Raw genomic sequence first — 25,948 nt, forward strand, 5'->3', positions numbered from 1 at the left:
ATTGCCCTTAGCGGCCCGGAGCGTTGAGCCCAAAACAAAAGCCCGAAGAGTCGGCGACTCTTCGGGCTGGGCGAGCGATGGGGCAGGTGCCCCGTGGCCTTTGCGGGCCGAGGCCTTTTCTAGTGGCGGCAGGCGTTGGCGGGATCCATGAGCGCGACCTTGCCCTCCGCGAACAGGCGGGCCACGTTACCGACGTTGGGCTCGGTGGTGTCGGAGTAAACCTTGATGCCGGCGTTGGTGAAGCGAGTGAACGGCGGCATGCCCATGCCCACGGTGAGAATGCCGTCGACGCCGATGCCGGAGACGAAGTCGATCACGCCGCCGCAACCCACGGCATCGTGATCGGCGTTCTTCACCGACTCGACGCCCACGATGTTCATGTCGTCATCGAACTCGACGACGGTCATGTACGCGGCGTGGCCGAAGTGCCCGCTGCGGATGCTCTCGAGGCCGGCGTCGGTTTCGCTGGGGATGGCGATCTTCATGCGAATGCTCCTTTGCTGTTGCGGCTTGCCGTTTACCCGGACAAGCCATACGTGTCTTTCAGAGCGAATTATAGCTGAGCTGCGCATGGTATGCGCTGAGAATCGGCGATGGGGCATTCTGCCCCATGTTGTCATATACATTGGCGAGCGTTTGTGTCATACTTCGGGAAACGGAATCGAAGGGGGCGCGTTGTTCGGGGAGCTGGTGACAGCCTATCTGTTCTTGGCCGGGGTCGGCGCGGGCGGCGTGGCCGCGGCGTCTGTGGCCGACCTGCTCTTCGTGCGCGAGCCCTTCGGCGCGGATGTGGTGCCTGACTTCGCTGAGAAGCGCCCGGCTGAGCGCCTGGTTGCCGGTGTGCTGGCCCTCTCCTGCGGGGCGCTGGCCCTCGGTGCCGGCTGCCTCGCCGCCGACCTCGGGCGTATCGACCGCGTGCTGTCGCTGTTTACGGCACCGCCTGTGACGCTCATGAACCTGGGCGCCTGGGCCGTGGCGCTGCTGACGGCGCTGGCGGCGGCGCTCGCCCTGGCGCGGTTTCTGTACGTGCCCTGGTTGCGTCGGTGCGCGATGGTGGTCGCGGAGATCGTCGCCTGCGGGCTGGCCGTGGTCGTGGCGGTTTACGCCGGGCTGCTGCTGCAGACGCTTTCCGGGGTGCGGCTGTGGTCGTCGCCCTGGGTACCGGCGCTCTTCGCACTGTCGGCCGCCTCCTGCGGCTGCGCCCTGCTCATGGCCGGGGCGCTTTTCGTGGAAGGCGACGGGAGCGTTCGGAAGGCGGTGCGCAGTGCCGCCCGCGTCGATGTGGTCGTCATCGTGGCGGAGGCGGTGGCGGCCGCGGGGCTTCTCGCCTTCGCGCTGGGAAGCGATCACGCGGGTGTGCGAGCCTCGGCGACGAGCCTCATGCACGGCCCGGCGGCGCTGCCCTGGTGGGCGGCTTTCGTGGCCTGCGGTCTTGCGGCGGCGCTCGCCGTGGAAGTCGGCTGCCTTGTTCGCGGGCACGGGCGCTCGCGCTCGGCTGCGAAGGCGGTCGCGAAGGCGTATCCCACTGCGGCCCTGGCTCTTGCGGCTGCCCTCGTGCTCGTGGGTGCTCTGGGCCTGCGAGCCGCGGTGGTGGAGGCCGGTGCCCAGCGTCCCTTGGAGCTGCAGGAAGCGGAAGCCCCCGCTTCCGTACCTTCCGAAAACGAGGAGGCGGCGGGCTTGCGTTCCGCGCCTTCCGCAGAGAAAAGCGGGGGAGAAGGCTCCGCAACGGAAAGAGAGGACGTGACCCTGTGGTCAAACTAGGCAAGACGATACCGGCCGGGGACCTGTTCCAGCTGGACGATGCCAGCTCCATCCCCGTCTGGCTCCAGTTGAAGAACCGCTTCATCTACCTCATCACCTCGGGGTTCTACCTGCCGGGCGACCAGCTGCCCACGGTGCGGGGCCTGGCCGCCGAGGTGGAGGTGAACTACAACACCGTGAGCAAGGTGTACCAGAGTCTGGAGGAGGACGGCTACATCGTGTCGAAACGGCGGCTCGGGGCGTTCGTGGCCGATGTGTCCGACAAGCCCGGCGTCTCGGCCGAGGTGACGGCGGAGATCGTCACGGCCGAGTATTTGCAGCGCTGCCAGGAGCTCGGCATGTCGCTGGAGGATATTGACGCGCAGTTCACGGCGGCGCTCGTGGCCGCCAAGGCCAAGCGCGAAAAGGACGGCACAAGCGAAGGAGCAGCCCATGACCCGCAAGAAGCACGGCGCGGACGCCTCGTCAAGTTCCCCGAGCCCGCAGGAGAGGGCGCCGCAGACGGGCGCGCGGCTGGAAACGGGGCGTAACCGCACCTCTCGCAACGGCGCCGTGGCGTTCACCATCATCGTGTTCGCCGCCGTTTGCGCGCTGGTGCTCGCCTGCGCCCAGGCCCTCGCGGGCAGTATTGGCCTTGCGGCCCTCGTGATCGCCGCGGTAGTTGGCGCCCTGGCCGCCTCGTCGGTGCACATCGTCATGGAATGGGAGCGCGCCGTGGTCATGCGCTTCGGCCGCTTCAATCGCGTAGCGGGGCCGGGCATTGTGTTCACTTGGCCCGTTATCGAGTTCTACACGGTGCGCATCGACCAGCGCGTGGCGGCCACCTACTTCGGCGCCGAGGAGACGCTCACGTCCGATTTGGTGCCCGTGAACGTGGATGCCGTGGTGTTCTGGATGGTGTTTTCCCCGAAGAAGGCGGCCTGCGAGGTGGAGGACTACGCGAGCGCCGTGGCGTGGATGGCCCAGGCCACGCTGCGGGCGGCCATCGGCCGTGCGAGCCTGGCCGAGGTGGCCTGTCGGCGCGATCAGCTGGATGCCGAGCTGAAAGAGGTGCTGGAGGCGAAGCTGGACGGCTGGGGGATCGACGTCATCGACGTGGAGGTGCGCGACATCGTGGTGCCCCGCGAGCTGCAGCCGGCGATGGCCGCCGGTGCCATCGCGGCCCGCGAGCGCGACGCCCGCATGACCCTGGCCGAGGCGGAGGCGGATATCTCCGACATGCTGAAGGACGCGAGCGCCAGCTATGCCGGAGACCCCGAGGCTATGAGGTTGCGCACCATGCATCTGGCCTACGAGTCCGTGAAGCAGTCCGGCGGCACGCTCGTCATCCCCAGTGCCTTCAGCGAGGGCTTCACCGACCCCGATACCGCCGAAGCCTTGGCGAAGGCCGCGAAGCAGGGCTGATGCCGTCATGCCATAGGATGGCTTGTTTATCCTTTCCTTCCGAGAAGATAAACAAGCAGCCCTCCCACCCCCTCTTATTTATACGATTCGGGAAAAAGTATAAATAACGGCTCCTTTGGGTCTCTGTTGTTTATACGATCAAGGAAATGAGATAAGCAGTAGCATCCTCTTTCTTCGCTTCCTCTTGCTGGTGCGTATGGGCGTCGCAATCTGCGCGCCAGCTGACCGGTTTCGTGCTACAATGGGCTTCGCCTAGAGAACTGGGTTTAGCCCCGAAGGGCCGGGACGCCGCATGGACGTCCCGGTTGGCGAGGATGCCTAGTCCTCGCTACTGTTGGAGTTCCCGCCGTCTTGCGGCGGGTTCTCTCTTGTTAGGGCCAAAAGTGCAACCCCCAGAGTGGCAGCTCCAACAAAAGTTTGAACCAGGGCCAGGAAAACGCTCATCTGCATCACCTCCCTCCCGCATCTAGAATTGGTGATAGGGAAGGTGTATGCAGAGAGTCCTGCTCCCCGCTTATCTACAAGAATACAAACAAATACTCTCTTTTCAAATCTTGACTTTGCAAAATAGTGCAATTTTCTGCTATACAGTTAGTTATTCCAAATAGCTTATGATCAGGCATTTTTGAGTGTGGCGAAATTTTGCCATAGATTGTCCTACATTTTCTCTTGACAACCTATGACAAAGTATGACAAACTGGCAGCAACAGAATCCGGCCGATTCTTAGAGACTATGTTGGAATCCCATCATTCGTGCCGCGAGCATGCAACCGGATTCGCCCATGGGGGATGGGAAGGGAGGGCGCGCAAGCCCGTTGCGCAGAGAAGCTGTCTGCGCCCGGCTTGCCCCTCTGCCATGAAAGAGGAGGAGAGATGTCAGGAAGCGAAACCAAGCGCTCCGGCCTCACCCGCCGAGGATTCCTGAAGGCAACGGGCGTCGCTTCATTAGGTGTTGCGGGAGCAGGGTCTCTTGGCTTTGGCGGCCATGCTCTTTTCGCCAATGCCCAAGAAGAGGCCGATCGTGATGGCGAAGAGATTGTGTCGACCATTTGCAGCGCCAACTGCTTTCAGGCGTGTATGCTCAATGCTCACGTGCGCGATGGAAAAGTCGTCAAAATGTCGCGAGGAGATTATCCCGAGGAAATCTATTCGGGTTGTTGCCTGCGTGGCCTGAGCATACCCGAGCGCACTTATAGCGATAATCGCCTGAAATACCCGCTCAAGCGTGTCGAGGGAACCGATCGCGGGGCAGGTGAGTGGGAACGCATCTCTTGGGATCAGGCCATTGATGAAATTACGACCAAGCTAAAGGAGATACGAGAGGAGTATGGCCCGCGTGCCGTTACTTGGAGTTTCTCGTCGGGTAACTACCGAGGTCAAGAGGCGGCGACCATTCGTCTTGCTTTCACGGTCGGCGGATGCTTTCTCCAATTGATGTACGACTACGCGATCGGTTGGGGCACCAACCGCGTGATCGGCGGCGGTACGTTTGGTTACAGCAACGAACCAAAGGACATGGTCAACTCCAAGTACATTATCGTGTGGGGCACCAACCCCGTTCTAACTACTCCGCAGACATGGCGCATCATTTTGCAGGCAAAGGACAATGGCGCCAAGCTGCTGTGCATCGATCCCATGCGCTCCGCAACGTCTCACTATTGCGACGAGTGGATTCAGATCAAACAAGGCACCGACCTCTACTTGGCCTTGGCTATACTGAATGAGATCGTGAGAGAAGATCGTATTGATGTAGAGTATGTCAAGCGTGCCACCACGGCGCCTTTCCTCATTCGCCAAGACACCGGGCTGTTTCTGCGTCGATCCGATATCGAGGGCGGTGAACTGGCCGATGTGCGTGATGCTGTGACCCTGAATACGGCGGGGAGCACGAAGGCCGATCCCGCCTACGTGATAGATGAGGCCACGGGCGATATCGCTTTCTATACTGAATGCGACACTCCTGTCCTTGAAGGCGAGTTCGAAGTTCAGGGCATCAAGGTGAAAACCGCCTATTCGGCCCTCAAAGAGCATATGGCGGCTTATACCGTCGAGGACGCCTCCGAGCTTTCAGGCGTACCGGTGGAAACCATTCGCGAGCTTGTGGATATTTACACTTCGGGTGAGCCGGTGATGGCCTATACCCAGTTCGGTATCGACCATTATCGCGGGAGCCACCTGTGGGGTCAGACACTTGCGATTATCGCGGCGCTGACGAACAATCTTTCTCGCCATGGGTCTGGCCTTGGCGGTCCGGGCTGTCCCAAGGGAGCGTTATCGCCCCTCTATGTGAACCCTGCGGTCTCTATGGGCGTTTCACCGGTTGATATTGCAAATATGGATCCGCGCCTTTGCTCTGCTGCTTGGCTCGAGGCGGTGAGAACGGGCAAATACTGCGGGGAAGATTATCCTATCAAAGCTTTTGTGGGTCAGACGGGCAATCCTGCAAGCAATTATCCTCAGCAGAGATCGTGGCTGGAGGATGTGGTAGGTAATCTTGATCTCATCGTTACCACCGACATCGAAATGACCGACACGGCGCGCTACTCCGATTATGTGCTTCCCGCCTCGTTCTGGCTCGAGTACCCTGACTTACGCGGGAACTTCTCCAACCCTTATCTTGTGTACGGGGGCAAGGCGATCGAGCCTTTGTGGGAGTGCAAAAATGACAGCGAGATCACTACGCTGATCGCTCATGGCTTGGGCTACGAGGAACACTACCCCTACTTCACGGACGAGGAGTGGATCGATATCGGGCTTGATTCCGACGGGAATAGAGCGCGAGGGATCGACCATGCAACTTTGAAGGAAAAGAAGGCAATCCGTCAGCTCGGCACCGAGGAGGAGCCGTGGATGGTCGGTGGGTTTGAATATGACAATGAGTTCCCGACGCCGTCGGGGCGAGCTGAGATTTACTGTGAGATACCTACGGCCTGCTACGAATACGGTCAAGATTGGCAAAGCGAAGCCAAAGAGCAGCAGTTCCCTATCTGGCTGCCTCCGTTCGAGAACTGGCCTGGTGCCGAGATTCGATCGAAATATCCGCTGGGATTTTTGCAGCTTCATCAGCGCTGGCGTACTCATTCTCAATGGTTTGCGAGTGAGACGTTGCGGGAGATCGACAAGGAGCCCCTCCTCCATATCTCCCGCCCCGATGCGGATAAACGCGGCATTGCCAGCGGCGATGTGGTGGAAGTGTTTAATGATCGAGGCCGCTGCGTAGTAAAGACGGTGGTAGACGACGCGCTCCCGGAGGCATTGTGCTACATCCCGAAGGGCTGGCAGCGCAGTCAGTTCATTGAAGGCGGTTATCAGGAGCTTACGGCCAATCGTGCGGACGCCTGCGCTGGCAGCTATGTCTATTACGATACGGCGGTAGAAGTCAAGAAAGTGGAGGAGTAGCCATGCGGTACGGATTTGCAATCGACACAAAGCGTTGCATCGGCTGCCATACCTGCGCCGTCGCCTGCCGGTATGAGAACAACCTTCCCAAAGAAGTCTGGTGGAACAGGATAATAACCGAGGACGGCGAATATATGGATGTACCCGTTGGTGAGTTTCCAAATACGCGCCTTTCCTATTTGCCCGTCGCCTGCCAGCATTGCGAAAATCCAGCTTGCGTGAAGGTGTGTCCGGTGGGTGCTACCTACAAGGATCCGGAGACGGGCATCGTGCGTCAGGACTACGAGAAATGTATCGGATGCCGCATGTGCATGGCGGCTTGTCCCTATACGGGAGTGCGATCTTTCAACTGGGAGGAGCCGGCCTATTACACAGGTGTAGCGTTTGGGGCTGCGGATATTCCCGTCCATGAGAAGCACGTGGTGGAAAAATGCACGATGTGCTGGCACCGTCAAGCGAAGGGCGAGCAACCCGCCTGCATCGACGTTTGTCCCGAGCGCGCTCGCCTCTGGGGTGACTTGGATGATCCCGAGTCCGAGGTGTCGAAGAAGATCGCCTCGCGCGAGTACAAACAGCTGCTGCCCGAGGAGGGGACGAAGCCCTCGGTGTACTACTTGGTGTAGTGGCCGCCGGCCCTCGGCGCTTCTTCTGCTCGCCGCATGACGCGGCGCGAATCGCAAACTTTCGCGGGCGGGGCTCGCTGCCTCGCCCGCTTACCTCTAGGAGATTCTCATGGCTGATTTCTCTTCTGGGGCCGTCGTAGATGACGACCTCGACTTCAGTGCGGCCCAGGGCCGCTCGAAAACCCGCGAGGCGGCCGGCGCCAAGACCGCCGGGTGGGGCGGCCGCGGGCTGAACATTGCCATCGGCGTGTCGGCCGTCGTGGTGGTGGCCGGCCTCGTGCTCTGGGCGATGCAGCTTTCCGGCGGCATGGTTCAGACCGGTATGCGCAACCTGAACTCGTGGGGCCTCTATATCACGTCCTTTATGTTCTTCGTGGGTCTGTCTGCCGGCGGCCTCATCATCTCGTCGGTGCCCAAGGCCTTCGGCATCGCCGGGTTCGGCGGCATCTCCAAGGTGGCGGTGATGAGTTCCATCGCCTGCACGGTTGCCGCCATCGGCATGGTGGTGGTCGACCTCGGCCAGCCGGCCCGTCTGTGGGAGCTGTTCGCGTACTCCAACCTGGGCAGCCCGCTCATGTGGGACATCCTGGTGCTGGGCACCTATCTCATCTTGTCCTGCGTGTACCTGTGGGCGCAGGTGCGCGCCGAGGCGGGCAAGATGAGCCATACGGCCCTGCGCGTCATCTCGGTGGTGGCCTTGGTGTGCGCGGTGCTCGTGCACTCGGTGACCGCCTGGATCTTCGGTCTACAGCAGGGTCGCGAGATGTGGCATACCGCGCTTCTCGCCCCCTGGTTCGTATCCTCGGCGCTGGTGTGCGGCACGGCGCTCGTGATGGTTGTGGCCATCGGGCTGCGCAAGGTCGGCTACCTGGAGCTCGACCAGTCTTATCTCGTGAAGCTCGCGAAGCTGCTGGGCGCCTTCGTGATGGTGGACCTGTACTTCTTCGGCTGCGACCTGCTCACCGAGGCGTTCCCCGGCGGCTCGGGGGCCGAGGTGGTCGCCATGCTGGCGACCGGCCCGCTCGCCCCGTACTTCTGGACGGAGATCGCCGGCTGCGCCGCCTGCGCCGTCATCTGCTTCGTGCCGGCGCTGCGCACCAACACCTTGCTGGTGATCGGCTCGCTGCTCGCGATCGCGGGCATCTTCTGCAAGCGCGTGCAACTGCTCGTGGGCGGCTTCCAGATCGCCAACCTGGACTACGCCGGCCCCCTGACCTCGATGCAGCATACCGCCTGGGACTCCGGCCTCTCCGGCATCTACGGCTCGATGGTCTACTGGCCCACGCCGCTGGAGGCGGGCGTCACCCTGGGCGTCGTGGCCCTGGGCGCGCTGGTGTTCCTTTTGGGCATCAAGTTCCTGCCCCTGCGCCCGGTGGGCGAGGAGGCGCCCTCCAAGTAGTCGCCTTCCTTACGTGCAGGCCCGCGCCGCCCCTTCCAGGCGCGGGCCTTTTCGTCAGCATGCGAGACGATTTCGCAGCTGAATTTGGGCAAGAATTTCGAGTTGTTAGACGTCGGCAGGGAAGAACTCTGGACTGCATCCGCTTAGCGATCTCTGCGAACTGGGATTTTGCCCCTTGCGGCTCTCGAACGCGCTCGATGCGCCCCGTTGAATGTCTAACAACTCGAGATTCTCGCCCTGGGAGGCTCTCGCACTTGCTTAGGCGCTTCCGAAAGGAAAGGTTCGCAATGCCGAAGAAACTTCTCGCCGCCCTCGCATTGCTGGCGGCTCTAGCCGTGACGATAGCGGTCGGCTCTGCATTGGCTCCCGGCTCTGCCATCCGTCCCATTGCCGCGGATTCCCCCTGCCCGGCCGCGGGGTGCGCCTCGGGCGCGTGCCACGGGTTCGAGGCGGTGCCCGAGCCCGACGGGGTTCACGAGATGACGTGCCCCGAAGCCGGCTGCACGTCGGCGGAGTGTCACGGGTGGGACTCCCTCATCGGGCGCTACCACCAGGCGTCGGACGCCAGCCTGAACATGTGGATCATCATGCCCACGGTGCTGGTGCTGGCTCTGTGGCTGCTCGTGCGCCGGTCGGGCCGCGGCGCGCGCGGGCGCGAGGGACGCGGCGACGTGCTAACCAGCAGCTCTGCGGAAGCCGCGCCGGCGGCGAAGGTGCCGGCCGCCCATTCGACGGCGGAGGTGTCGATCGCCCGCTCTGCCGATCTGGCCGACGCCGATTTCGATTTCGAAAGGGAAGGTGCCTGACATGAAACGCAATCGCGCGCTTTTCGACGCGGTCGTGCTGGTGGTGTACCTGGTGGCGGCCAATCCGGCTCTCACGGGTGTTCCGGTGCACGAGTTCATCGGGCTGGGGGCCTTCGTCGTCATGGGCGCCCACATTGTTGCCAGCGGCGACGGACTTGCCGGCCGTGGCCGCGCGGGGCGGCTCGCTCTGAACATCGTGCTGCTCGTGGCGCTCGCCGTCTGTGTGGTGTCGGGCGTCATGGTGTCCGGGGCGGCGCTTCCCTCGCTCGGCCTGTACGCCTCGGGATACTCCTTCTGGGATCCGCTGCACGCCGTGGCGGCCAAGGTGCTGCTCGCGGCCCTCATCGTGCACGTGGTCGTGCGCGCCCCCGCCGCCCTGGCGGTGCTGCGGCGCAAAAAGAATGTGACCAGTTCCGAGACGTTGGACGCTCTCGAATTTTGATAAATACGGCATTTGCAGGTGCTTGCGCGGGAATGCCCGGGTTTCGCGCTATACTGCCTTTCAAGCAAAAGGACATCCGCAAAGGAGGAACCGTTCATGACCGTATCTGCTGACCTGTGGCAGGCTCGCGCGGCGATGTGCGAATTGTTGGCGCTGTCGTTCCGCTACCCGGAGGATAAGGTGCTCGCCGAGGCCATCGCCTCGGGGGAGTGGGGCGAGGCCGCCGATGAGATCGCCGGCGCGCTCGGGATCGACTGGACGGCCGCTGCGGCCCCCGGTGCCGCTGAGGCCGCTGCGCTGCCCGACCCGGACGACATCCAGAAGGAGCTGCGCCCCGAGGCTACGCGCCTGTTCGTGGGCGCTCCCGAGGCGGCGTGCAGCCCGTACGAGGGCGTGTGGCGTGCGAAGGCCGAGGGCGTGCAGCCGCTGCTGTTCGTGAACCCGCACTCCATGGCTGTGGAGCGCTTCTGCAAGGCCTGTGGACTGGGCCGCCCCGAGGGCACCAACGAGCCGCTTGACGCGGTGTGGACCGAGCTGGAGCTTTTGGAGTATCTGGCCCTGCGCGCGGCGGCCGACGCTGCCGAGGCCGAGGGCATCGCGGGCGACGCCGCGGCCGTCGAGGACGTGGTGGAGGACGAGGACACGCTGGAGGAGTTCGAGGATCCCGGCGAGCCCGGCGACGTGGTGGCCTCGACCGACCTGCCCGGAGGCAGCCCCGAGGCGGCTTGGGACGAGTTTGTGGCCGAGCACGCCCGTCAGTGGATGCCCCAGTTTGCCGCGGCCGTGCAGGAGGAGTCGCGCGTTCCCTTCTACGCCACGGCTGCCAGCCTGCTCGCGGCGTTCATCGGGTAGAAACGCGCGAAAACCTGATCATGCCAAGGGCCCGCGTCTTCCAAGACGCGGGCCCTTCTGCGCCTCGCCGCCTCTTCGGCGGGGCCGGGGCTGCGCACCCGTGCACGCATGCTGCCCTCCGCGGGCTGCGGACGCGTACGCCGTCCCCGGCTGTGGGCGCGCATTCTAGGAGCGGGCTCGCTCGATGCGCTCTCTCACGGTCTGCTCCTGCGCCTTCACGTTGCCGATGATGGGCGCGCCGATGATGTTGCCCTCGCGATCGACGATGTAGGTGGTGGGGTATCCCGTGAGCCCTTTGACGAAGTCCTGGTAAAAGCTGCTCTCGGGGCTCGGCGAGATATTGGCGTAGGTCACGCCCTTCTCGTGGAGGATGTCGCGGGCGCAGGCAAGCTGCTCGTCGCTTTCGCCCGAGTCGGCCGCCACGCCGATGAGGTTCACGTTCTCCGTCTTGAACTGCTGGTACATCTCCTCGAGCTCGGGCATTTCGGCGATGCAGGTGCCGCAGCCGTTGTTCCAGAAGTTGACGATGGTCGCGTCCCAGTCGCCGAACACGTCGCTGCCGATGCTCTCGCCGTCGGTGTCCACGGCGGAAAACTCCGGGAAAGGGGTCTTCGACACGAGCTCGCCGTCAGGGGAGCTGCACCCGGCTAGCAGAGCCGCTCCCAGCAGGGCCGCCGCTGCGAGGGTCGCTATTCTTCTCAACATGATCGTTCTCCTTTGTCTCGGTTCGGTTCATCAGGGGAAATGAGAGGGAAATTGCCCGGGTGGGGCAGGTGCGCACGCAATCGCCGCACCGGATGCACTCGGTGTGATTCGGTGTGCGAAACGCTTCGACGTCCATCTTGCAGGTGCGGCTGCAGGTGCCGCAGGAGGTGCACGCGCGGGCGTCTACGTGGAGCCGGCAGGCCGATACCTTGTTGAAGGGAGCGTAGAACGCCCCCAGGGGGCACAGCCATTTGCAGAACGGCCGGTAGAAGAACACTGCCAGCGTCACAATGCCCAGAAGCAGGCAGGTCTTCCCCGTGAAAAGGGGTCCCAGGCTGGCGCGGATACCCTCGTCGGCGATGGCGAGGGGGATACCGCCTTCCAGAATGCCGGCCGGGCAGAGGTACTTGCAGAAGAAGGGATCGCCCAGGCCGACCTCGTTGACGATGGTCAAGGGGGCCACGATGACGAACGCCGCGAGGATGACGTACTTGAGGTAGGTCAGAACGCGAAGGCGCCGGGTGCTGAACTTTCGCGACGGCACCTTGTGCAGCAGCTCCTGGAACCAGCCGAAGGGGCAGAGAAACCCGCACACCACCCGTCCCAGCAGCGCACCGATGAATATCATGACGCCCAGCACGTAGTACGCGACATGGAACTTCGGCGATCCCAGGGTAGCCTGCAGCGCACCGATGGGGCACGAACCGGCCGCAGCGGGGCACGAGTAGCAGTTCAGCCCCGGCACGCACAGTGCCTTCAGTTCGCCTTTGTATATGGTGCCCGCGAAGAAGTTCGCGATGAAGGGGTTGGCAGCCAGCGCCGCGAGCAGTTGGATCTTCCACCGGCTGATGCGTCCCCTGCTCGTGCTACCCAATGCCAACGCACTCCAAGCACAGGTTGGTTCCCTTGGAGAGCACAGTGGCAACCTCGCCGCGCGCGGCTCCTGCGGCCACCATGACCAGGGCGAGCGCCAAAAGGCAGACCGTCGCTTTCCTCATGGCAATCAGGCCCCCAGGGTGACGACGGCCGCCTCGCCGTTTTGGGCATCTGCTTCGTCGGCTGCCGCGCCCTCGCCCGCGCCTTGGAGGTCGCGGGAGATTTCCGCGAACGAGGCCGCCGACTCCTCGATGTCGGATGCTGGAAGGCCCGTGCACCATGCGGAGATCACCGCTCCGTCAACGTACCACACGCCGGTAGCCGGGCCGGCCTCGGCCATTTCGGCGCTCTCTCCGAGGGCCGCGCGCAGCTCGTCGTTGTAGACGATGACGGGGAAGGGCGCGCCGTCGAACAGCTCGCTTCCCTGGTCGCCCCGCGCGCACACCACGATGCTGGCGCCGTTTTGCCGCACCGCGTCGCTGGCAGCTGCCAGCTCGCGGAAGAACGCGCGTCCCTCTTCGGCCTCGGGATCGATAAAGGTGAGGAAGGTCACGCCCTGGATGTCGCCCTTCGCGAAGGCGCCTCCCTCGACGGTTTCCGTGCTGAAGTCGGCCAGGGCATCGTCGGTCACCTTGTCGTCGGCGGCCACGCTGTGCTCCTCCAGATAGGCATCCGCCCATTCCTGGGTCACCCAGCCCTTGTCGAGCGCGTCCTCGAGGGTCACGTTGCCCTCGGCGACGGCTTTCTCCACCTCGTCGAGGGTCGGCGTCTGCGGCGCGCAGGCGGCAAGGACGAGGGCGCATGCCGCGGCCGCGATAATAATGGCGAATCGTTTCACGGGTAAGTACTCCTTTGCTTCTCGAACGTGCGCTCGGGAGCATACCGTGAGCCGTATAAAGCTGGTGTTAAGCAGGAAAGCTCACCTGGAAGATGCTGCCGCGCGGCGTGTGGGGAAGCACGCGGATGCTGGCCCCGTGGCGTTCCAGGATCTTCTTGCAAAGGGCCAGGCCGAGCCCGTTTCCGCCCGTAAGGTGGCTGCGCGACGCATCGACGCGGAAGAACGGCTCGAAAATGGCCTCGCGAAGCTCTTCGGGAACGCCGCACCCTTCGTCGGCGAAGGAGACGGTCGTGCATTCCCCGTCGGTGCCGACGGCCACGTCGATGGCGGTGCCCGCGGGGCTGTACTTGATCGCGTTCTCCAGCAGGTTGTAGAACACCCGCTCGAGAAGGCCGTCTTGGCCTCGGACGACGGCTTGCGTTTCCTGTACCCGCACCGCGATGCATTTCTCGTCTGCCAGGGCGGCGAGCTCGTCGGCCACATCGCTCAGCAGCGGGGCCAGCGGCACGGGCTCGGCAGATTCCAGCGGCACATCGCGGCTGAACAGGAGCAGGTCTTCCACCAAATCGGTCAGGCGCCGTATCTGGGCCTGAAGGTTGACGATGAAGATGCGCGTCTCGTCGTCGAGGTGCGGCGACAGCGCGAAAACGTCCACCTTCGTCTGCAGGACGGCGAGGGGCGTGCGCAACTCGTGAGCGGCGTCAGCGGAGAACTGCCGCTGCAGCGCGAAGGAGCGCTGGAGCTGCGCGAGCAGCTGGTTGAACGACAGCGTGAGGTCGCGAATCTCGTCGGCGCTGCGCGGCACGGGAAGGGGCTGCGCGAAGTTGCCGGCATCGCGGCTCTTCACTTCCTCGGACAGGCGGCGCAGCGGCTTTTGCACATAGCTCGCCGCGAAGTACGCGCCCACGCTTCCCGCAAGCACGATGAGCACGGTGGCCAGCGTCGTCTCCCGGCGGAAGGCGTCGTAGAGCAGCTGCCCTCCCGCGGGAGCCGCCTCGCTTGCCGGCTCGGTGAGCGCCGCCGGCTCGCCGCCTGCGACGGTGTCTTCGGCGACGATGCTGGGCTCGAGCATAACCGCGTCGATCATCCGATTGGCGGAGTAGTGCGCCACCACGGTCAGGGCGGTGCAGGAGACGATCAGGAACAGGCTGGCGGCAATGGTGAACCGCGCCCGCAGCGACAGGCTTCTCATGACAGAAGGTACCCCTCTCCGATTTTCGTGCGAATGGGGTCGGCGCCGAGCGCTGCCTTGAGCTTCTTGCGCAACGCCGACAGGTGCACGCGCACCGAGTTGCTGAACGGATTCGCGTCCCCGTCCCACACATGATCGACGATGTCCTGCTGGGTGACGAGGCGCCCTTGGTTGAGCAGGAAGTACTCGAGGATGCCCATCTCCTTCGCGGTAAGGGGCAAAGGCTCGCCGCAGACGTTGGCCTGGCGTTTCAAAGTGTCCAGCGAGAGATCACGGTAGGTCAGGGTGGTCGTTTGCTGCACGAACTGCCGGTTGATGAGCACGCGGATGCGTGCCTCGAGTTCCTCGAAGTGGAAGGGCTTGGTCAGGTAGTCGCTCGCGCCGAGCGCGAAGCCCGAGAGCTTGGTCTCGAGGTGGTGGTTCGCCGACAGGATGAGGGCCTTTGCCTGCGGTTTGACGGCTCTGAGCTCGGATAGGACGCGCAGTCCGTCCATGCCGGGCAGGTTGAGGTCGAGCACGACGAGATCGTAGTCCTCGTCGAGGGCCCGCTGGAGCCCCTCGGCGCCGTCGGCGGCCTCGTCCACAGCGTAGCCTTTCAAGGCCAGCCCTCGGGCGAGATCGTGCAGAAGCTCGGGTTCGTCTTCGATCAGGAGAATGCGCATGGGTTGCCTTCGAAACGATCGGTGTGGGTGGAATGCAGCGCTTCCTCAGTCGCGCCGTGCCCATTGTGACAGATGAGGAAGGGGTTTGGAAGCGCCAGCCGGGCGGCTTTAGGGCGTGTACGTCCGATTGAACTGCGCCCACACGCCCGAGTACAAGATAGCGTCCATGAGATGGGCGTCCTGCACGAGGGGCAGGCGCTCGTAGGCCTCGGCGGTGTCGGCGGCGGCCAGGGCCAGCGTGGTGCGCATGGTCTCAGGGGTGGCTCCGAGCGTCACGAAGGGGTTGTAGCTGCCCGACTGCGCATCGGCAGCGAAGTCCACGGCGGCGTCCGTCAGGTAGATGAGGCGCCCGAGCGCGCAGCCGAGCGCTTCCATGCCCTCGGTCCAGAAGCCCTGGTTGTGGGCGAACAGGCGGCCGAGGAGGATACCGAACTCCCGCGCCGCCGCATCGGGGTCGGCTTCGGCGCCTTCCTGCTCGATGGCGCGAATGGCCGCCATGGCCCGCTCGATCTCGGCACACTGGTCGGGAATACGGGCCCGCGCCCGCTCGTAGGCACCGGCGAGCAGCCGTGCGGCCGCCCGTGCTTTCGCGCTGCCGTCGTCGGCCACGTCGTCGAGCACCTTGTGGTAGGCGAGGGCCACGGAAAGGTCGGCCGCGTAGTCGGTCCACGGCGAGCGCGACCAGGAACGCGCGGCGGCCGGCGCCGGGTGCATCACGCAGTGGCTGGCACCGCACACCTCGGCCGGCTCGTGCAGCGAGTTCGCCAGCAGCACGAAGAAGGTGAGATCGTAGGTGAGGCACGCCCGCGACAGCTGCCCGTAGCGGTCGCGCAGCGCGAAGCACAGCCCGCAATACAGCGAGCGGTAGCGTTCCTTCTCCTCGTCGGAAAGCGCCTCGGCATCAGCCACCACAAACCCGAACATGCCCCTCCCTTTCCGAGCGGTCCATCAGCAGACTGCCTCGCGCCTGATGGTCAGAACGCCTCGTGCTCGCGAAGCTACTCCGGTTTTCGCGCTACGTGGACGGCGGCGATGCCGCCGGTGTAGTTCTTCCAGGTCACGTCGGTGAAGCCGGCCTCGCGCATCATGTCGGCCAGGCCCTCCTGGTCGGGGAAGGCGCGGATGGACTTCGCCAGGTACACGAAGCCGTCCTTGTCGCCGGTGACCAGGCCGCCCCAAAACGGGATGAGGTGGCGCAGGTAGAAGTGGTACAGCGCCCGCCACGCGCCGTTGGGCGGCGTGGAGAACTCCAGGCACACGAGCGAGCCGCCCGGGCGCAAGACGCGGAACATCTCGGAGAGGGCCCGCGGCCGGTCGGGCATGTTACGGATGCCGTAGGCCATGGTGATGACGTCGTAGGAGGCGTCCGCGTAGGGGATGTCCTGGGCGTCCACGACCTCGAAATCGATGGGCACGCCGGCGCCGTCCCCCTCATCGATGTGCATGCGCGCCACGTCCAGCATCTCGGGTACCAAATCGGTGCACTGGATATGGCTCGGGTGCTTGGTGCGGGCCACGGTGAAGGTGACGTCTCCGGTGCCCCCCGCGATGTCCAGCACGTCGTGGCTCTCATCGATGGGGGCCTGGCGCATCATGCCCGCGAGCCACAGCTTGTAGGCGCCGAAGCTGGAGAGGGCGTTGAACCGCTCGTATTTCCGGGCGATATGCGAGAAGATGTCGCGCACGCGCTCGCTGGAAAGCTCGGCCGGGGCCTCGAGCCCGGTGGCGGTGTCGATGGTCATAGGCGTAAAACTCCCTCGTGCGGCGCGCCGATCCCGCAAGATCGCGCCCTTCGTATCGTCGTTTGGCCCCAGTATAGGGCACTCGCCCGCAAATCGAGGGCGCATATCCCTAGGCGGCGCGGCGCCGTGCTATCATGGGTGGCTAATTGAACACGCCCCTCATGAATTGGGAGGTACCATGCTTCTGTGTGCCCAGTATATCCTGCCGGTTTCTTCCGAGCCCATCATCGATGGCGCGGTCCTCGTGCGCGACGGCGTCATTCGCGACATCGGGAAGGCCGAGCAATTGCGCCTGCGCTACCCCGAGGAAGAGGTCGTCGACCAGGGTCTGGCCGCCATCATGCCCGGCCTGGTTGACCTGCACACCCGCCTCGAGCAGTCGGTGCTGCGCGGCGTGGTGAACGACGCGCCCTATGTGCAGTGGCTCGCGGAAGTGGCCCAGAAAAGCGGGCGCATGGAAGCTTCCGACTGGTTCGACTCCGCTATTCTGGGCGGCCTGGACGCTCTCTCCAGCGGCATCACCACGGTGGCCGACATCACGCTGACCGGCGCCTCCTGCACGGCCGTGAACAAGCTCGGCCTGCGCTCGGTGATCTACCGCCAGGTGGGCGCCATGGACAAGAACCGCATCGACGCGGCCATGCAGTTCGCCCAGAAGGACATCTTGCACTGGCGCGAGGAGGTCGACTCCGACCGCGTTACCATCGGCATTGCCGCGGCGCCCCTGTTTACCAACCACCCGGCCATGCTTTCCGCTATCTCGAAATTCGCCCAGAAGGAGGATCTGCCCGTGGCCCTGTGGCTCGCCGGCAGCCGTGAGGAGTCCGATTTCGTGCGCTACGGCTCGTCGCCCTTCCAAGTGCACGGCGGCGATGTGAAGCGCGGCTATGTGGAGATCCCGCCCTGGTTGCCTACCGGCGTGAGCCCGGTGCGCTACGCGCTCAACTGGAACGCCTTCGACGCCGACAACGTCATGATCGTCGGCGCGGTCTACGTGGACGACGAGGATCTGAAGAAGCTGCGCTCCCATGACGTGGCCGTTTGCGTGTGCCCGCGCGCCTCGGCCCAGCTGGGCATGGGCGTCGCGCCGCTGGATGAGTACATCCGCGCCGGCCTGCGCGTGGGCCTCGGCACCGACTCGCCGGCGGCGACGGAATCCACCGACATGCTCTCGGAGATGCGCCTGGGCATGCTGCTGCAGCGCGCCGTGAACCCCGGGCGCTTCCTCGACTCCCATACGATGCTCGAGGTGGCCACGCTCGGCGGCGCGCGGGCACTCGGCATTGCTGATAAGGTGGGGTCGCTGGAGATCGGCAAATGTGCCGACATGATCGCCGTGGATCTGTCCAGCTCGCATCAGTCCTTCACGACCGATCCGGTGGCCGCCGTGGTGAACACCTGCACCACGGCCGACGTGCTCATGACCATGGTCGACGGCAACGTTCTGTACGAGAAGAACCGCTGGCACGTGAAGGTGGAAGTGGCGAAGAGCATCGCGCGGGTCATTGAGATCCGCTCCAAGCTGCGCCCCGAGGCCTAGCGGGCGCAATCGCTGAGCGGAGCGCTCGGTGCAGTTGTGAATTCGTGGAGGGCGCGCCGCGGCAGGCATTTTCGCTGGCGCGGCGCGCCCGCTTCTGCGATAATGCCATATTTGCGTATACCTAATGTTGGGAACCTGAGGAGTACCCGCGATGTCGAGTAAGAAGAACAAGACCGGCGCGAAGAATCCCACGCGCAAGCAGCAGGCCGAGCGCATCAAGCAGGCCGAGGAGCGCGAGCGCCGCGCCAAGGAGGCCGCCGAGGCCAAGGCGCGCACCAAGAAGATCTTCACCGTGGTCGTGTGCGTCATCCTCGTGCTCGCCCTGGGCATTCCCACTATGGCGTTGACCGTGCTCTCGCTGTAGAGCTGTTGAAAGGATATCAGTCGTGTTTGGAATCGGCGGATTCGAGCTTTTCCTCATTCTGCTGTTCGGGTTCCTCATCTTCGGGCCCGATAAGCTGCCGGCCATGGCGAAGACCCTCGGCAAGGCTATCGCGAAGTTCCGCAACGCCCAAGAGGAGATGAGCGGGGTGCTGAAGGGGGAGATGGTGTTCGACAAGGACGCCGAGGATCCCTTCAAGAATCCGCTCGACGCCCTGGACGAGGCGGCGGCCAAGGCCAAGAAGGGCGCCGACAGTGCCAAGAAGGCCGCGAGCGCTGTGTCGAAGAAGGCGAGCGAGGCTACCAAGAAGAGCACGTCCACCGCCGCTGCCGGCGCCGCCGCGGCCGCTGCCGCCAAAGCCGAGCAGGTCGACGGGGGGAATGCAGCCGATAAGGCCGATGCCGCCCCGGCGAAGCCCGAGAGCTTCGCCGAGCGCAAGGCTCGCTACGACCGCGAGCGCGCCGAGCGCAAGGCCGCCGAGGAGGCGGAGCTGAAGAAGAAGGAAGAAGAGGAGCGCAAGGCCGCTGCCGAGAAGCGGAAGGCCGAGGCGGCCAAGAAGCGCGAGGAAGCGGCCGCCAAGCGGAAGGCCGAGGCGGAGGCCAAGAAGGCCGCCGAGGAGGCCAAGGCCGTGACCGAGGCCGCCGATGCGGCTGCCCCCGCCGCTGCCGACGAGAAGAAGGAGGCGTAACGATGCCTATCGGACCGGCACGCATGCCGCTATTCGACCACCTCGGCGAGCTGCGCATGCGCCTCGTGCGCATCGTCGCCTGCCTCGCCGTGGCCGTGGTCGTGTTCTACATGGCCACCCCCACCATCGGCCAGTTCCTGCTGATGCCCATTGCGGAGTTTCTTCCCACGGATGCCAATGGCTTCGTCCAGACGATCGCCATCGATCCCTTCGAGGCTTTCTCGACGCGATTCAAGATATCTATCTGGGTGTCCATCGTTGCCACTGCCCCCGTTATCCTGTGGCAGATACTTGCGTTCTTCCTGCCGGCGCTTAAACCCAATGAGCGGAAGTGGTTCATGCCCACGTTCGCCGCGGCGGTGGTCTTGTTCATTTTCGGAACGGTGTTCTGCTATCTGATTATCCTGAACCCCGCCTTCCAGTGGCTGACCGATCAGGCCATGGGCCTCGGCGATGCGCTTCCCCGCATGTCCTCCTACATTGACACCATTATCAAGTTCGAATTGGCTTTCGGCTTTGCCTTCGAGCTGCCGTTGGTCATTTTCTACCTCGTTATTTTCGATGTGGTCCCCTATAAGAAATTGCGGGGGAGTTGGCGGGTCGTCTACGTCGTGCTCATGGTGGTTAGCGCCATGGCGACCCCGGATGCCTCGCCGGTCACTATGCTGCTCATGTTCGCCGCCATGATCGCGCTTTACGAGGGCAGCCTGCTTATCGCGCGCGTGGTGCTGGGCCGTCGCATCAAGCGCCAGAACGAGCGCTTGGCGGCGGAAGAGGACGAGTAAGTGCACGAGCTGGGACTGATGACCGGCGTCATGGACGCCGCCGTGGAGGCGGCCCGCGAGGCCGGCGCGACGCGGCTTCTGGGCGTGAGGGTCTCCATCGGCGAGGCCACGGAGGCGGTGGAGGACGCCCTCGTGTTCGCCTTCGAGGCCCTGGCCGAGGCCGACCCGTTCACCCAGGGCGCCACGCTGGATCTGACGATGATCCGCCCGCGCAGCGTCTGCTTGGAATGCGGCCACGAGTTCGAGCACGACCTCTACAACCGCTTCTGCCCCGTCTGCGACTCGTTCGCGACGGAGCTTCTGGCCGGGCGCGAGCTGCAGATCGACTCCATCGAGGTGGATCTGCCGGAAGAGTGACGGCTGCGGGCGCCACCGGAACGATGCACGTCGGCAACCGACCCGAAACAAAGCGCTGCCATACTCGTGGCAGCGCTTTTGCTATAGAAAGGACGTCTATGAACCCCCAGCAGATGTACGAGGCCTGCACCGACGCTTTGGGCGCCTTCGTGCGCAGCGCCGGCTTCACCGATGTGGTCATCGGGCTGTCCGGCGGCATGGATTCCACGCTCGTCGCCGTCATGGCCGCCGATGCGTTGGGGGCCGACCATGTGCACGGGGTCATGCTGCCCGGCCCCTATTCCAGCGAGTCGTCCATCGACGACGCCGAGGCGCTGGCCTTAGCCCTCGGCATCTCCAACATCACGGTGCCCATCTGCGAGCCCTTCGAGGCCTTCGAGGCGGTGCTCGCCCGCGCTTGCGGCGGGGCGCTCACCGGGCTTGCCGCGGAGAATACCCAGGCCCGCTGCCGTATGGTGTGCCTCATGGCGCTCTCGAACGCCCACGGCTGGCTCATGCTGAACACGGGCAACAAGTCCGAGGCGGCCATGGGCTACTCCACTCTTTACGGCGACACGGCCGGGGCCTTCGCGCCTTTGGGCGGCGTGTACAAGACCGACGTCTTCGCCATGGCGCGCTGGCGCAACCGCCGGGCCGTGGAAGAGGGCGGTACTGGCCCCATTCCCGTGAACGTGTTCGTGAAGCCGCCGAGCGCGGAACTCGCGCCCGATCAGGAGGACGAGAAGTCCCTCGGCGTCGATTACGCCACGCTGGATCGAATTCTCGTCGCCTATGTGGAAGAGGGGAAGGATGCGGCGGCTATCGTCGCCGAGAGCGGCCTGAGCCGCGATTTGGTGGATTACGTCATCGCCCGTACCGACGCCAACGCCTTCAAGCGTGCGTTGGAGCCTCCGTACCCTGACGCGCCGTTCTACGGCGATCCCGCGTCTCGTTAGTGAAGCTGCGTCCCGCTGGCGATCCCGCGTCCTGCTGGCGAACGAGCCCCGTCTGGGGTCGGCGTTGTTCAACAGGCTCGTTTCATACACCCCGCGGTGTATGGCGCGTGGGCGTCCGGTCGTTTACCATAGCGGTCATGGATAAGATCTTTCGAAATACCCCGAAGTTTACGGCCACCGACTGGCTCATCGACGCCGTCATCGCGGCGGGGGCCTTCGGGTTCTGCTGCCTGCAGCTCACCGTGGCCGTTAACCTGCTCATCCCCGACGAGTTCATGCGCCGGCTCATGGGCATCCAGGCTATGGTGCCCTCGGGCCTCTCGCTTCTGGCCATCGCGCTCACCACGCTGCCGCTCGTGCTGCGGCGCAAGTGCCCCTGGGCCGTGTTCGTGTGGTGCCTGGTCAGCTGGGGTCTGCTTCAAGCGGAGCTGAACGGCATCGCCCTGTCCGTGGCGGGCCCCCTCATTGCGCTGTTCACGCTGGCGTCTGCGCGCTCGCGGGCCGAGGCGGCCATCGCGTGCGCGGTCATGTGCCTGGTGCTGCTGTTCGCACCGGCGCCCCCGGAGCAGTCGCGCATCTTGACGCAGCTCACCGTGTTCCAGAACATGGCCCTGGCCCTGGCCGCCGCCTTCGCCGGCTACGCCCTGCACGAGCACCAGGAGCGCACCCGCGCCATCGAGGAGCGCGCGATTGCCGCCGAGCGCGGCCGCGACGCCGAGGCGCGCCGCCGGGTGGAGGCCGAGCGCGTCTCCATCGCCCGGGAGGTGCACGACATCACGGCCCATTCGCTGTCGGCTGTGAGTATCCAGGCCGCGGCCGCCGAGCGCCTGGTCGATCGCGATCCCGCCGCCGCCAAGGAGGCCATCGCCGAGGTGCGTCGCACCGCCAAGGGCGCTCTGGAGGAAATCCGCGCCATGATCGGCGTGCTGCGCGCGGGGGAGGGGCCGGCCGAGACGACGCCCACCCAGGGCACCGATCGCATGGGCGATTTGGTGTCCTATTTGGAAGGTGCCGATATCGAGGTCACGCTGGACGAGACCGCCTACGACCGCGCCTGCGTGCCGGCGTTCATCGACGTGGCCCTCTTCGGCATCGCGCGTGAGGCGGCCACGAATATCGTGCGCCACGCCGGGGCGCGCCGTGCGACGCTGGCACTGTCCACGAAACGGGAGGGCTTCGCCGAGCTTATCGTCGACGACGACGGGCGAGGGCTCGCTGCCCCGGCCGCCGCGGCCGGTCACCACGGCCTGCTCGGCATGCGCGAGCGCGCGCGGCTTCTACAGGGCACGTTCTCCGCGTTCCCAAGTCCGCTCGGCGGCGTGCGCATTGCCGTGAGCGTTCCCCTCAGCCAGAAGGAGGAGACCCATGAGTGAGGCCGATCCCATCCGCGTGCTCGTCGTGGACGACCAGGATCTCGTGCGCGGCGGCTTCAAGGCCATTCTCGGCACCTACGAGGGCATCGAGATCGTCGGCGAGGCCCGAAACGGGGCCGATGCGGTACAGGAGGCGCAGCGCCTTCGGCCCGACGTGGTACTCATGGACATCCGCATGCCTGAAATGAACGGCATCGAGGCCACCCGCGCCATTACGGGCAACCCGCTGCTCGCAAAAACCCGGGTGCTCGTGCTCACCACCTTCGACGTGGACGAGTACGTTTACGATGCTCTGGGCGCCGGGGCGAGCGGCTTTTTGCTGAAGGACGCCGACCCCGACGAGATCGTGGCGGCCATCCGCGTCGTGGCCCGAGGCGACGCGCTCATCCAGCCCTCGGTGATGCGCCGGCTGGTGGAGACCTTCGTGGCCGCGCGCCCGCGGGGCGGCTGGGGCGCCGCCGATGTGGCCGAGACTCGCCGCGCCGCGCTGACGAGCCTCACCGACCGTGAGCGCGAGATTCTCGTGCTGGTGGCCCGGGGCCTTTCCAACGACGAGATCGCCGAAGAGCTGTTCATCTCGCCGGCCACGGTGAAGACGCATCTGGCCCGCGTCATGGCTAAGACTGATGCTCACGACCGCGCCCAGCTCGTCGTCTTTGCCTACGAGACGGGTTTGGTGACGCCTGCCCCCTAGGGAGACTGTTCACCTGCACAAATTCCAACTTGAAAAGTAATCCCTGATCAAGATTATAATCACAGGAAACTTGAGTGAGAAAAACTCAAGTTTTTCTCCGTCCCCTCTTGCATTCCTTCCCGTAGCTGTTATGATGCGTAACTGTTTAGCACTCGTTGCTACCGAGTGCTAGCACTTAACCTAACCGAGTGGTTAAATTGGAAGTTGCGCGAAGGCGCTACAACAACCATTGAAAGGACGGCAAGCTATGAATTTGAAGCCTCTGGGCGACCGCGTCATCCTGAAGCAGGACGAGGCCGAGGTTACCACCGCGTCCGGCCTGTTCCTGGCCTCCGATGCCAAGGAGAAGCCCCAGACCGGTACCATCATCGCCGTGGGCGAGGGCAAGATGGACAAGGACGGCAAGCTGCTTCCTATGCCTGTTAAGGTCGGCGACAAGGTCATCTACGGCAAGTTCGGCGGTACCGAGGTGACGCTGGACGGCGAGAACGTGCTGATTCTGCGCGCCGACGACATTTACGCCGTAGTTGAATAACTGGGAAGATAAACCGAGAAGATAGATCCACTGAAAGGAACGCGAACTTATGGCTAAGGAAATCAAGTTCGATACCGATGCCCGCTCCGGCTTGGCCGCGGGCGTCTCCAAGCTGGCCGATGCCGTCAAGGTGACGCTCGGCCCCAAGGGCCGCTACGTGGCTCTGGAGAAGTCCTACGGCGCCCCGCTCATCACCAACGATGGCGTGACCGTCGCCAAGGAAGTCGAGCTGGAGAACCCGGTCGAGAACATGGGCGCCCAGCTGGTGCGCGAGGTGGCCGTGAAGACCAACGACGTGGCCGGCGACGGCACCACCACCGCCACCCTCCTCGCCGACGTCATCGTCTCCGAGGGCCTGAAGAACGTGACCGCCGGCGCCGACGCGCTGGGCATTCGCCGCGGCATCGAGAAGGCCACCGACGCCATCGTGGCCGCCATCAAGGCCGACGCCACCCCGGTGTCCACCAAGGAGCAGATCGCCAACGTCGGCCGCATCTCCGCCGGCGACGCCGCCATCGGAGACAAGATCGCCGAGGCCATGGACGCCGTGGGCAACGACGGCGCCATCTCCGTGGAGGAGTCCCAGACCATCTTCGGCATCGACATGGACATCGTCGAGGGCATGCAGTACGAGCGCGGCTATATCTCCCCCTACATGGCCACCGACATGGAGAAGATGGAAGCGGTGCTGAAGGACCCCTTCATCCTGCTGACCGACATGAAGATCAACTCCATCCAGGACATGGTTCCGCTGCTGGAGGAAGTCATGCGCGCCCAGCGCCCGCTGTTCATCGTGGCTGAGGACGTCGAGGGCGAGGCCCTGTCCACCATCCTGCTGAACCGTCTGCGCGGCACCCTGAACGTCGTGGCCATCAAGGCTCCCGGCTTCGGCGACCGCCGCAAGCGCATCCTCGAGGACATCGCCGTGGTCACCGGCGCCCAGGTCATCGACAAGGACTTTGGCATGACCATGGCCGACGCCACGATGGAGATGCTCGGTACCGCCAAGACCGTGAAGGTCACCAAGGACACCGCCCTTATCGTGGACGGCGCGGGCAAGAAGGAAGACATTGAGAACCGCATCCAGATCATCCGTGCCGAGCTCGAGCGCGTCGATTCCGACTTCGACCGCGAGAAGGCCCAAGAGCGTCTGGCGAAGCTCTCCGGCGGCGTGGCCGTGCTGAAGGTGGGTGCTGCCACCGAGTCCGAGCTGAAGGAGAAGAAGTCCCGCATCGAGGACGCCCTGCAGGCGACTCGCGCGGCCGTGGAAGAGGGCATCGTCGCCGGCGGCGGCGTGGCGCTCGTGGACGCCATCGGCGCCCTGGACGCCGTCAAGGCCGACGACAAGGACGAGGAAGTCGGCATCGACATCATCCGCAAGGCCATCGAGGCTCCGATGCGCGCCATCGCCCAGAACGCCGGTTTCGAGGGCTCCGTCGTGGTGGAGAAGGTCAAGAGCCTGCCGAAGGGCGAGGGCTTGAACTGCGCCAACGGCGAGTACGGCAACATGATCGAGATGGGTGTGAACGACCCGGTGAAGGTGACTCGCACGGCGCTGCAGTCCGCGGCCTCCGTGGCGGCTCTCATCCTCATCACCGAGGCCACCATCAACGAGATCCCCAAGGAGGGTCCCGATCTGAGCGCTCTGGCTGCCGGCATGCAGGGCGGCGGCGGAATGTACTAGGCCCCAAGCAGGAAAAACTTGCGCGCGGCCTAACCGCGTAACCTACTAACTCGCAGAAGGGCGCCTCATCAGGGGCGCCCTTCCTGTTGCGCGCGAACATTTTCGCCCATTACTTGGAAATTGTGCTTTTTTGGAACACTTGACTTGGAAAATGTGCTTATTTGTTTTCGGAAAAGGGGATGCTGACGAAAACCTGTCCCGAATCATCACGATTTGGAGGTGGAGATGTACTCGAGAGAAGAGAAGCTGAAGGCTGTGGAGTTGTTCATCAGAT

28 protein-coding genes are annotated in these 25,948 nt (G+C 64.3%); 19 read left to right on the top strand and 9 right to left on the bottom strand.

Annotation, left to right across the window (positions count from 1 at the left end; translation table 11 throughout):
* Positions 1–119: 119 nt before the first annotated feature.
* A complete protein-coding gene (locus tag ACYVRU_RS06675; RefSeq protein ID WP_022740458.1) occupies positions 120–485 on the bottom strand; it encodes a NifB/NifX family molybdenum-iron cluster-binding protein in 366 nt (121 codons plus the stop codon).
* Positions 486–675: 190 nt separating this feature from the next.
* On the opposite strand from ACYVRU_RS06675, the gene nrfD (ACYVRU_RS06680) reads away from it, so the two are divergent.
* The 9 genes from nrfD (ACYVRU_RS06680) to ACYVRU_RS06720 all read left to right on the top strand — a co-directional run bounded on the left by nrfD (ACYVRU_RS06680) (position 676) and on the right by ACYVRU_RS06720 (position 10,686).
* Positions 676–1,761 carry an NrfD/PsrC family molybdoenzyme membrane anchor subunit gene (gene nrfD, locus ACYVRU_RS06680; protein WP_461185890.1) on the top strand — a complete coding sequence of 362 codons (1,086 nt, stop codon included), beginning with the start codon at positions 676–678 and terminating at the stop codon, positions 1,759–1,761.
* Entirely contained in the window at positions 1,749–2,291 is a 543-nt protein-coding gene (locus tag ACYVRU_RS06685; protein WP_241521349.1) for a GntR family transcriptional regulator, read from the top strand. Before nrfD (ACYVRU_RS06680) ends, ACYVRU_RS06685 begins: the two co-directional genes overlap by 13 nt.
* Positions 2,194–3,165: a slipin family protein gene (locus tag ACYVRU_RS06690; RefSeq protein WP_461185891.1), complete on the top strand. Its 972-nt coding sequence runs from the start codon at positions 2,194–2,196 to the stop codon at positions 3,163–3,165. Before ACYVRU_RS06685 ends, ACYVRU_RS06690 begins: the two co-directional genes overlap by 98 nt.
* An 873-nt stretch (positions 3,166–4,038) precedes the next feature.
* Positions 4,039–6,564 (top strand): molybdopterin-containing oxidoreductase family protein, encoded by a 2,526-nt coding sequence (locus ACYVRU_RS06695; protein ID WP_461185892.1) that lies wholly within the window; start codon positions 4,039–4,041, stop codon positions 6,562–6,564.
* A 2-nt stretch (positions 6,565–6,566) separates the two neighbouring features.
* A complete protein-coding gene (locus ACYVRU_RS06700; protein WP_461185893.1) occupies positions 6,567–7,187 on the top strand; it encodes a 4Fe-4S dicluster domain-containing protein in 621 nt (206 codons plus the stop codon).
* Positions 7,188–7,296: 109 nt separating this feature from the next.
* On the top strand, positions 7,297–8,586 hold the full coding sequence (gene nrfD / locus ACYVRU_RS06705) for an NrfD/PsrC family molybdoenzyme membrane anchor subunit (RefSeq protein ID WP_461185894.1): 1,290 nt from the start codon (positions 7,297–7,299) through the stop codon (positions 8,584–8,586).
* 287 nt (positions 8,587–8,873) lie between these two features.
* On the top strand, positions 8,874–9,392 hold the full coding sequence (locus ACYVRU_RS06710; RefSeq protein ID WP_461185895.1) for a hypothetical protein: 519 nt from the start codon (positions 8,874–8,876) through the stop codon (positions 9,390–9,392).
* A gap of 1 nt (position 9,393) precedes the next feature.
* A complete protein-coding gene (locus ACYVRU_RS06715; RefSeq protein ID WP_461185896.1) occupies positions 9,394–9,834 on the top strand; it encodes a DUF4405 domain-containing protein in 441 nt (146 codons plus the stop codon).
* Between the two features lie 96 nt (positions 9,835–9,930).
* Positions 9,931–10,686 carry a TorD/DmsD family molecular chaperone gene (locus ACYVRU_RS06720; protein WP_304853788.1) on the top strand — a complete coding sequence of 252 codons (756 nt, stop codon included), beginning with the start codon at positions 9,931–9,933 and terminating at the stop codon, positions 10,684–10,686.
* A gap of 165 nt (positions 10,687–10,851) precedes the next feature.
* Here ACYVRU_RS06720 and ACYVRU_RS06725 read toward each other — a convergent pair whose 3' ends face one another.
* The 8 genes from ACYVRU_RS06725 to ACYVRU_RS06760 form a co-directional block, all read right to left on the bottom strand.
* Positions 10,852–11,391, bottom strand: a complete 540-nt coding sequence (locus tag ACYVRU_RS06725; RefSeq protein ID WP_286142351.1) for a TlpA family protein disulfide reductase — start codon at positions 11,389–11,391, stop codon at positions 10,852–10,854.
* Positions 11,315–12,271: a 4Fe-4S binding protein gene (locus tag ACYVRU_RS06730; RefSeq protein WP_206604143.1), complete on the bottom strand. Its 957-nt coding sequence runs from the start codon at positions 12,269–12,271 to the stop codon at positions 11,315–11,317. Before ACYVRU_RS06730 ends, ACYVRU_RS06725 begins: the two co-directional genes overlap by 77 nt.
* The gene (locus tag ACYVRU_RS06735) at positions 12,258–12,389 is read right to left on the bottom strand and encodes a CD1871A family CXXC motif-containing protein (RefSeq protein WP_206604142.1); all 132 of its coding nucleotides are present in this window, start codon (positions 12,387–12,389) and stop codon (positions 12,258–12,260) included. The genes ACYVRU_RS06730 and ACYVRU_RS06735 overlap by 14 nt, the downstream gene beginning before the upstream one ends.
* 5 nt (positions 12,390–12,394) lie before the next feature.
* Positions 12,395–13,105, bottom strand: a complete 711-nt coding sequence (locus ACYVRU_RS06740) for a hypothetical protein (RefSeq protein WP_114548787.1) — start codon at positions 13,103–13,105, stop codon at positions 12,395–12,397.
* A 67-nt stretch (positions 13,106–13,172) separates the two neighbouring features.
* On the bottom strand, positions 13,173–14,297 hold the full coding sequence (locus tag ACYVRU_RS06745) for a sensor histidine kinase (RefSeq protein WP_114548786.1): 1,125 nt from the start codon (positions 14,295–14,297) through the stop codon (positions 13,173–13,175).
* The gene (locus tag ACYVRU_RS06750) at positions 14,294–14,959 is read right to left on the bottom strand and encodes a response regulator transcription factor (RefSeq protein ID WP_114548785.1); all 666 of its coding nucleotides are present in this window, start codon (positions 14,957–14,959) and stop codon (positions 14,294–14,296) included. Before ACYVRU_RS06750 ends, ACYVRU_RS06745 begins: the two co-directional genes overlap by 4 nt.
* Positions 14,960–15,067: 108 nt before the next feature.
* Complete coding sequence (locus tag ACYVRU_RS06755; RefSeq protein WP_461185897.1) at positions 15,068–15,883, bottom strand: DUF5685 family protein; 816 nt, start codon at positions 15,881–15,883, stop codon at positions 15,068–15,070.
* A 74-nt stretch (positions 15,884–15,957) separates the two neighbouring features.
* The gene (locus ACYVRU_RS06760; protein ID WP_461185898.1) at positions 15,958–16,701 is read right to left on the bottom strand and encodes a class I SAM-dependent methyltransferase; all 744 of its coding nucleotides are present in this window, start codon (positions 16,699–16,701) and stop codon (positions 15,958–15,960) included.
* Between the two features lie 178 nt (positions 16,702–16,879).
* Here ACYVRU_RS06760 and ACYVRU_RS06765 point away from each other — a divergent pair, with 178 nt between their 5' ends.
* The 10 genes from ACYVRU_RS06765 (at position 16,880) to groL (ending at position 25,674) form a co-directional block, all read left to right on the top strand.
* Positions 16,880–18,241, top strand: coding sequence for an amidohydrolase family protein (locus ACYVRU_RS06765; RefSeq protein ID WP_461185899.1), 1,362 nt, complete (start codon positions 16,880–16,882; stop codon positions 18,239–18,241).
* Between the two features lie 151 nt (positions 18,242–18,392).
* Entirely contained in the window at positions 18,393–18,605 is a 213-nt protein-coding gene (locus tag ACYVRU_RS06770) for a CASC3 protein CASC3 (protein ID WP_114539628.1), read from the top strand.
* A gap of 22 nt (positions 18,606–18,627) precedes the next feature.
* Positions 18,628–19,311, top strand: a complete 684-nt coding sequence (locus tag ACYVRU_RS06775; RefSeq protein WP_461185900.1) for a Sec-independent protein translocase subunit TatA/TatB — start codon at positions 18,628–18,630, stop codon at positions 19,309–19,311.
* 2 nt (positions 19,312–19,313) lie between these two features.
* Positions 19,314–20,096: a twin-arginine translocase subunit TatC gene (gene tatC, locus ACYVRU_RS06780; RefSeq protein ID WP_227070358.1), complete on the top strand. Its 783-nt coding sequence runs from the start codon at positions 19,314–19,316 to the stop codon at positions 20,094–20,096.
* On the top strand, positions 20,097–20,453 hold the full coding sequence (locus ACYVRU_RS06785) for a hydrogenase maturation nickel metallochaperone HypA/HybF (protein WP_114548778.1): 357 nt from the start codon (positions 20,097–20,099) through the stop codon (positions 20,451–20,453).
* A gap of 98 nt (positions 20,454–20,551) precedes the next feature.
* Positions 20,552–21,388: an NAD(+) synthase gene (nadE, locus tag ACYVRU_RS06790; protein ID WP_417000118.1), complete on the top strand. Its 837-nt coding sequence runs from the start codon at positions 20,552–20,554 to the stop codon at positions 21,386–21,388.
* A gap of 137 nt (positions 21,389–21,525) precedes the next feature.
* Entirely contained in the window at positions 21,526–22,761 is a 1,236-nt protein-coding gene (locus ACYVRU_RS06795) for a sensor histidine kinase (protein WP_114548776.1), read from the top strand.
* Positions 22,754–23,455 (top strand): response regulator, encoded by a 702-nt coding sequence (locus ACYVRU_RS06800; protein ID WP_114548775.1) that lies wholly within the window; start codon positions 22,754–22,756, stop codon positions 23,453–23,455. Before ACYVRU_RS06795 ends, ACYVRU_RS06800 begins: the two co-directional genes overlap by 8 nt.
* Before the next feature lie 247 nt (positions 23,456–23,702).
* Positions 23,703–23,990: a co-chaperone GroES gene (locus ACYVRU_RS06805; protein ID WP_022740431.1), complete on the top strand. Its 288-nt coding sequence runs from the start codon at positions 23,703–23,705 to the stop codon at positions 23,988–23,990.
* Positions 23,991–24,039: 49 nt separating this feature from the next.
* Positions 24,040–25,674, top strand: a complete 1,635-nt coding sequence (gene groL, locus ACYVRU_RS06810) for a chaperonin GroEL (protein WP_022740430.1) — start codon at positions 24,040–24,042, stop codon at positions 25,672–25,674.
* Positions 25,675–25,948 lie beyond the last annotated feature (274 nt).

Source organism: Adlercreutzia sp. CNCM I-6216 (assembly GCF_977113345.1).

Coding starts and splice junctions, on each gene's coding strand:
- ACYVRU_RS06675 (WP_022740458.1), bottom strand. CDS start 485: ATGAAGATCGCCATCCCCAGCGAAACCGACGCCGGCCTCGAGAGCATC.
- ACYVRU_RS06690 (WP_461185891.1), top strand. CDS start 2,194: ATGACCCGCAAGAAGCACGGCGCGGACGCCTCGTCAAGTTCCCCGAGC.
- ACYVRU_RS06695 (WP_461185892.1), top strand. CDS start 4,039: ATGTCAGGAAGCGAAACCAAGCGCTCCGGCCTCACCCGCCGAGGATTC.
- ACYVRU_RS06700 (WP_461185893.1), top strand. CDS start 6,567: ATGCGGTACGGATTTGCAATCGACACAAAGCGTTGCATCGGCTGCCAT.
- nrfD (WP_461185894.1), top strand. CDS start 7,297: ATGGCTGATTTCTCTTCTGGGGCCGTCGTAGATGACGACCTCGACTTC.
- ACYVRU_RS06710 (WP_461185895.1), top strand. CDS start 8,874: ATGCCGAAGAAACTTCTCGCCGCCCTCGCATTGCTGGCGGCTCTAGCC.
- ACYVRU_RS06715 (WP_461185896.1), top strand. CDS start 9,394: ATGAAACGCAATCGCGCGCTTTTCGACGCGGTCGTGCTGGTGGTGTAC.
- ACYVRU_RS06720 (WP_304853788.1), top strand. CDS start 9,931: ATGACCGTATCTGCTGACCTGTGGCAGGCTCGCGCGGCGATGTGCGAA.
- ACYVRU_RS06725 (WP_286142351.1), bottom strand. CDS start 11,391: ATGTTGAGAAGAATAGCGACCCTCGCAGCGGCGGCCCTGCTGGGAGCG.
- ACYVRU_RS06735 (WP_206604142.1), bottom strand. CDS start 12,389: ATGAGGAAAGCGACGGTCTGCCTTTTGGCGCTCGCCCTGGTCATGGTG.
- ACYVRU_RS06745 (WP_114548786.1), bottom strand. CDS start 14,297: ATGAGAAGCCTGTCGCTGCGGGCGCGGTTCACCATTGCCGCCAGCCTG.
- ACYVRU_RS06750 (WP_114548785.1), bottom strand. CDS start 14,959: ATGCGCATTCTCCTGATCGAAGACGAACCCGAGCTTCTGCACGATCTC.
- ACYVRU_RS06755 (WP_461185897.1), bottom strand. CDS start 15,883: ATGTTCGGGTTTGTGGTGGCTGATGCCGAGGCGCTTTCCGACGAGGAG.
- ACYVRU_RS06760 (WP_461185898.1), bottom strand. CDS start 16,701: ATGACCATCGACACCGCCACCGGGCTCGAGGCCCCGGCCGAGCTTTCC.
- ACYVRU_RS06765 (WP_461185899.1), top strand. CDS start 16,880: ATGCTTCTGTGTGCCCAGTATATCCTGCCGGTTTCTTCCGAGCCCATC.
- ACYVRU_RS06770 (WP_114539628.1), top strand. CDS start 18,393: ATGTCGAGTAAGAAGAACAAGACCGGCGCGAAGAATCCCACGCGCAAG.
- tatC (WP_227070358.1), top strand. CDS start 19,314: ATGCCTATCGGACCGGCACGCATGCCGCTATTCGACCACCTCGGCGAG.
- nadE (WP_417000118.1), top strand. CDS start 20,552: ATGAACCCCCAGCAGATGTACGAGGCCTGCACCGACGCTTTGGGCGCC.
- ACYVRU_RS06795 (WP_114548776.1), top strand. CDS start 21,526: ATGGATAAGATCTTTCGAAATACCCCGAAGTTTACGGCCACCGACTGG.
- ACYVRU_RS06800 (WP_114548775.1), top strand. CDS start 22,754: ATGAGTGAGGCCGATCCCATCCGCGTGCTCGTCGTGGACGACCAGGAT.
- ACYVRU_RS06805 (WP_022740431.1), top strand. CDS start 23,703: ATGAATTTGAAGCCTCTGGGCGACCGCGTCATCCTGAAGCAGGACGAG.
- groL (WP_022740430.1), top strand. CDS start 24,040: ATGGCTAAGGAAATCAAGTTCGATACCGATGCCCGCTCCGGCTTGGCC.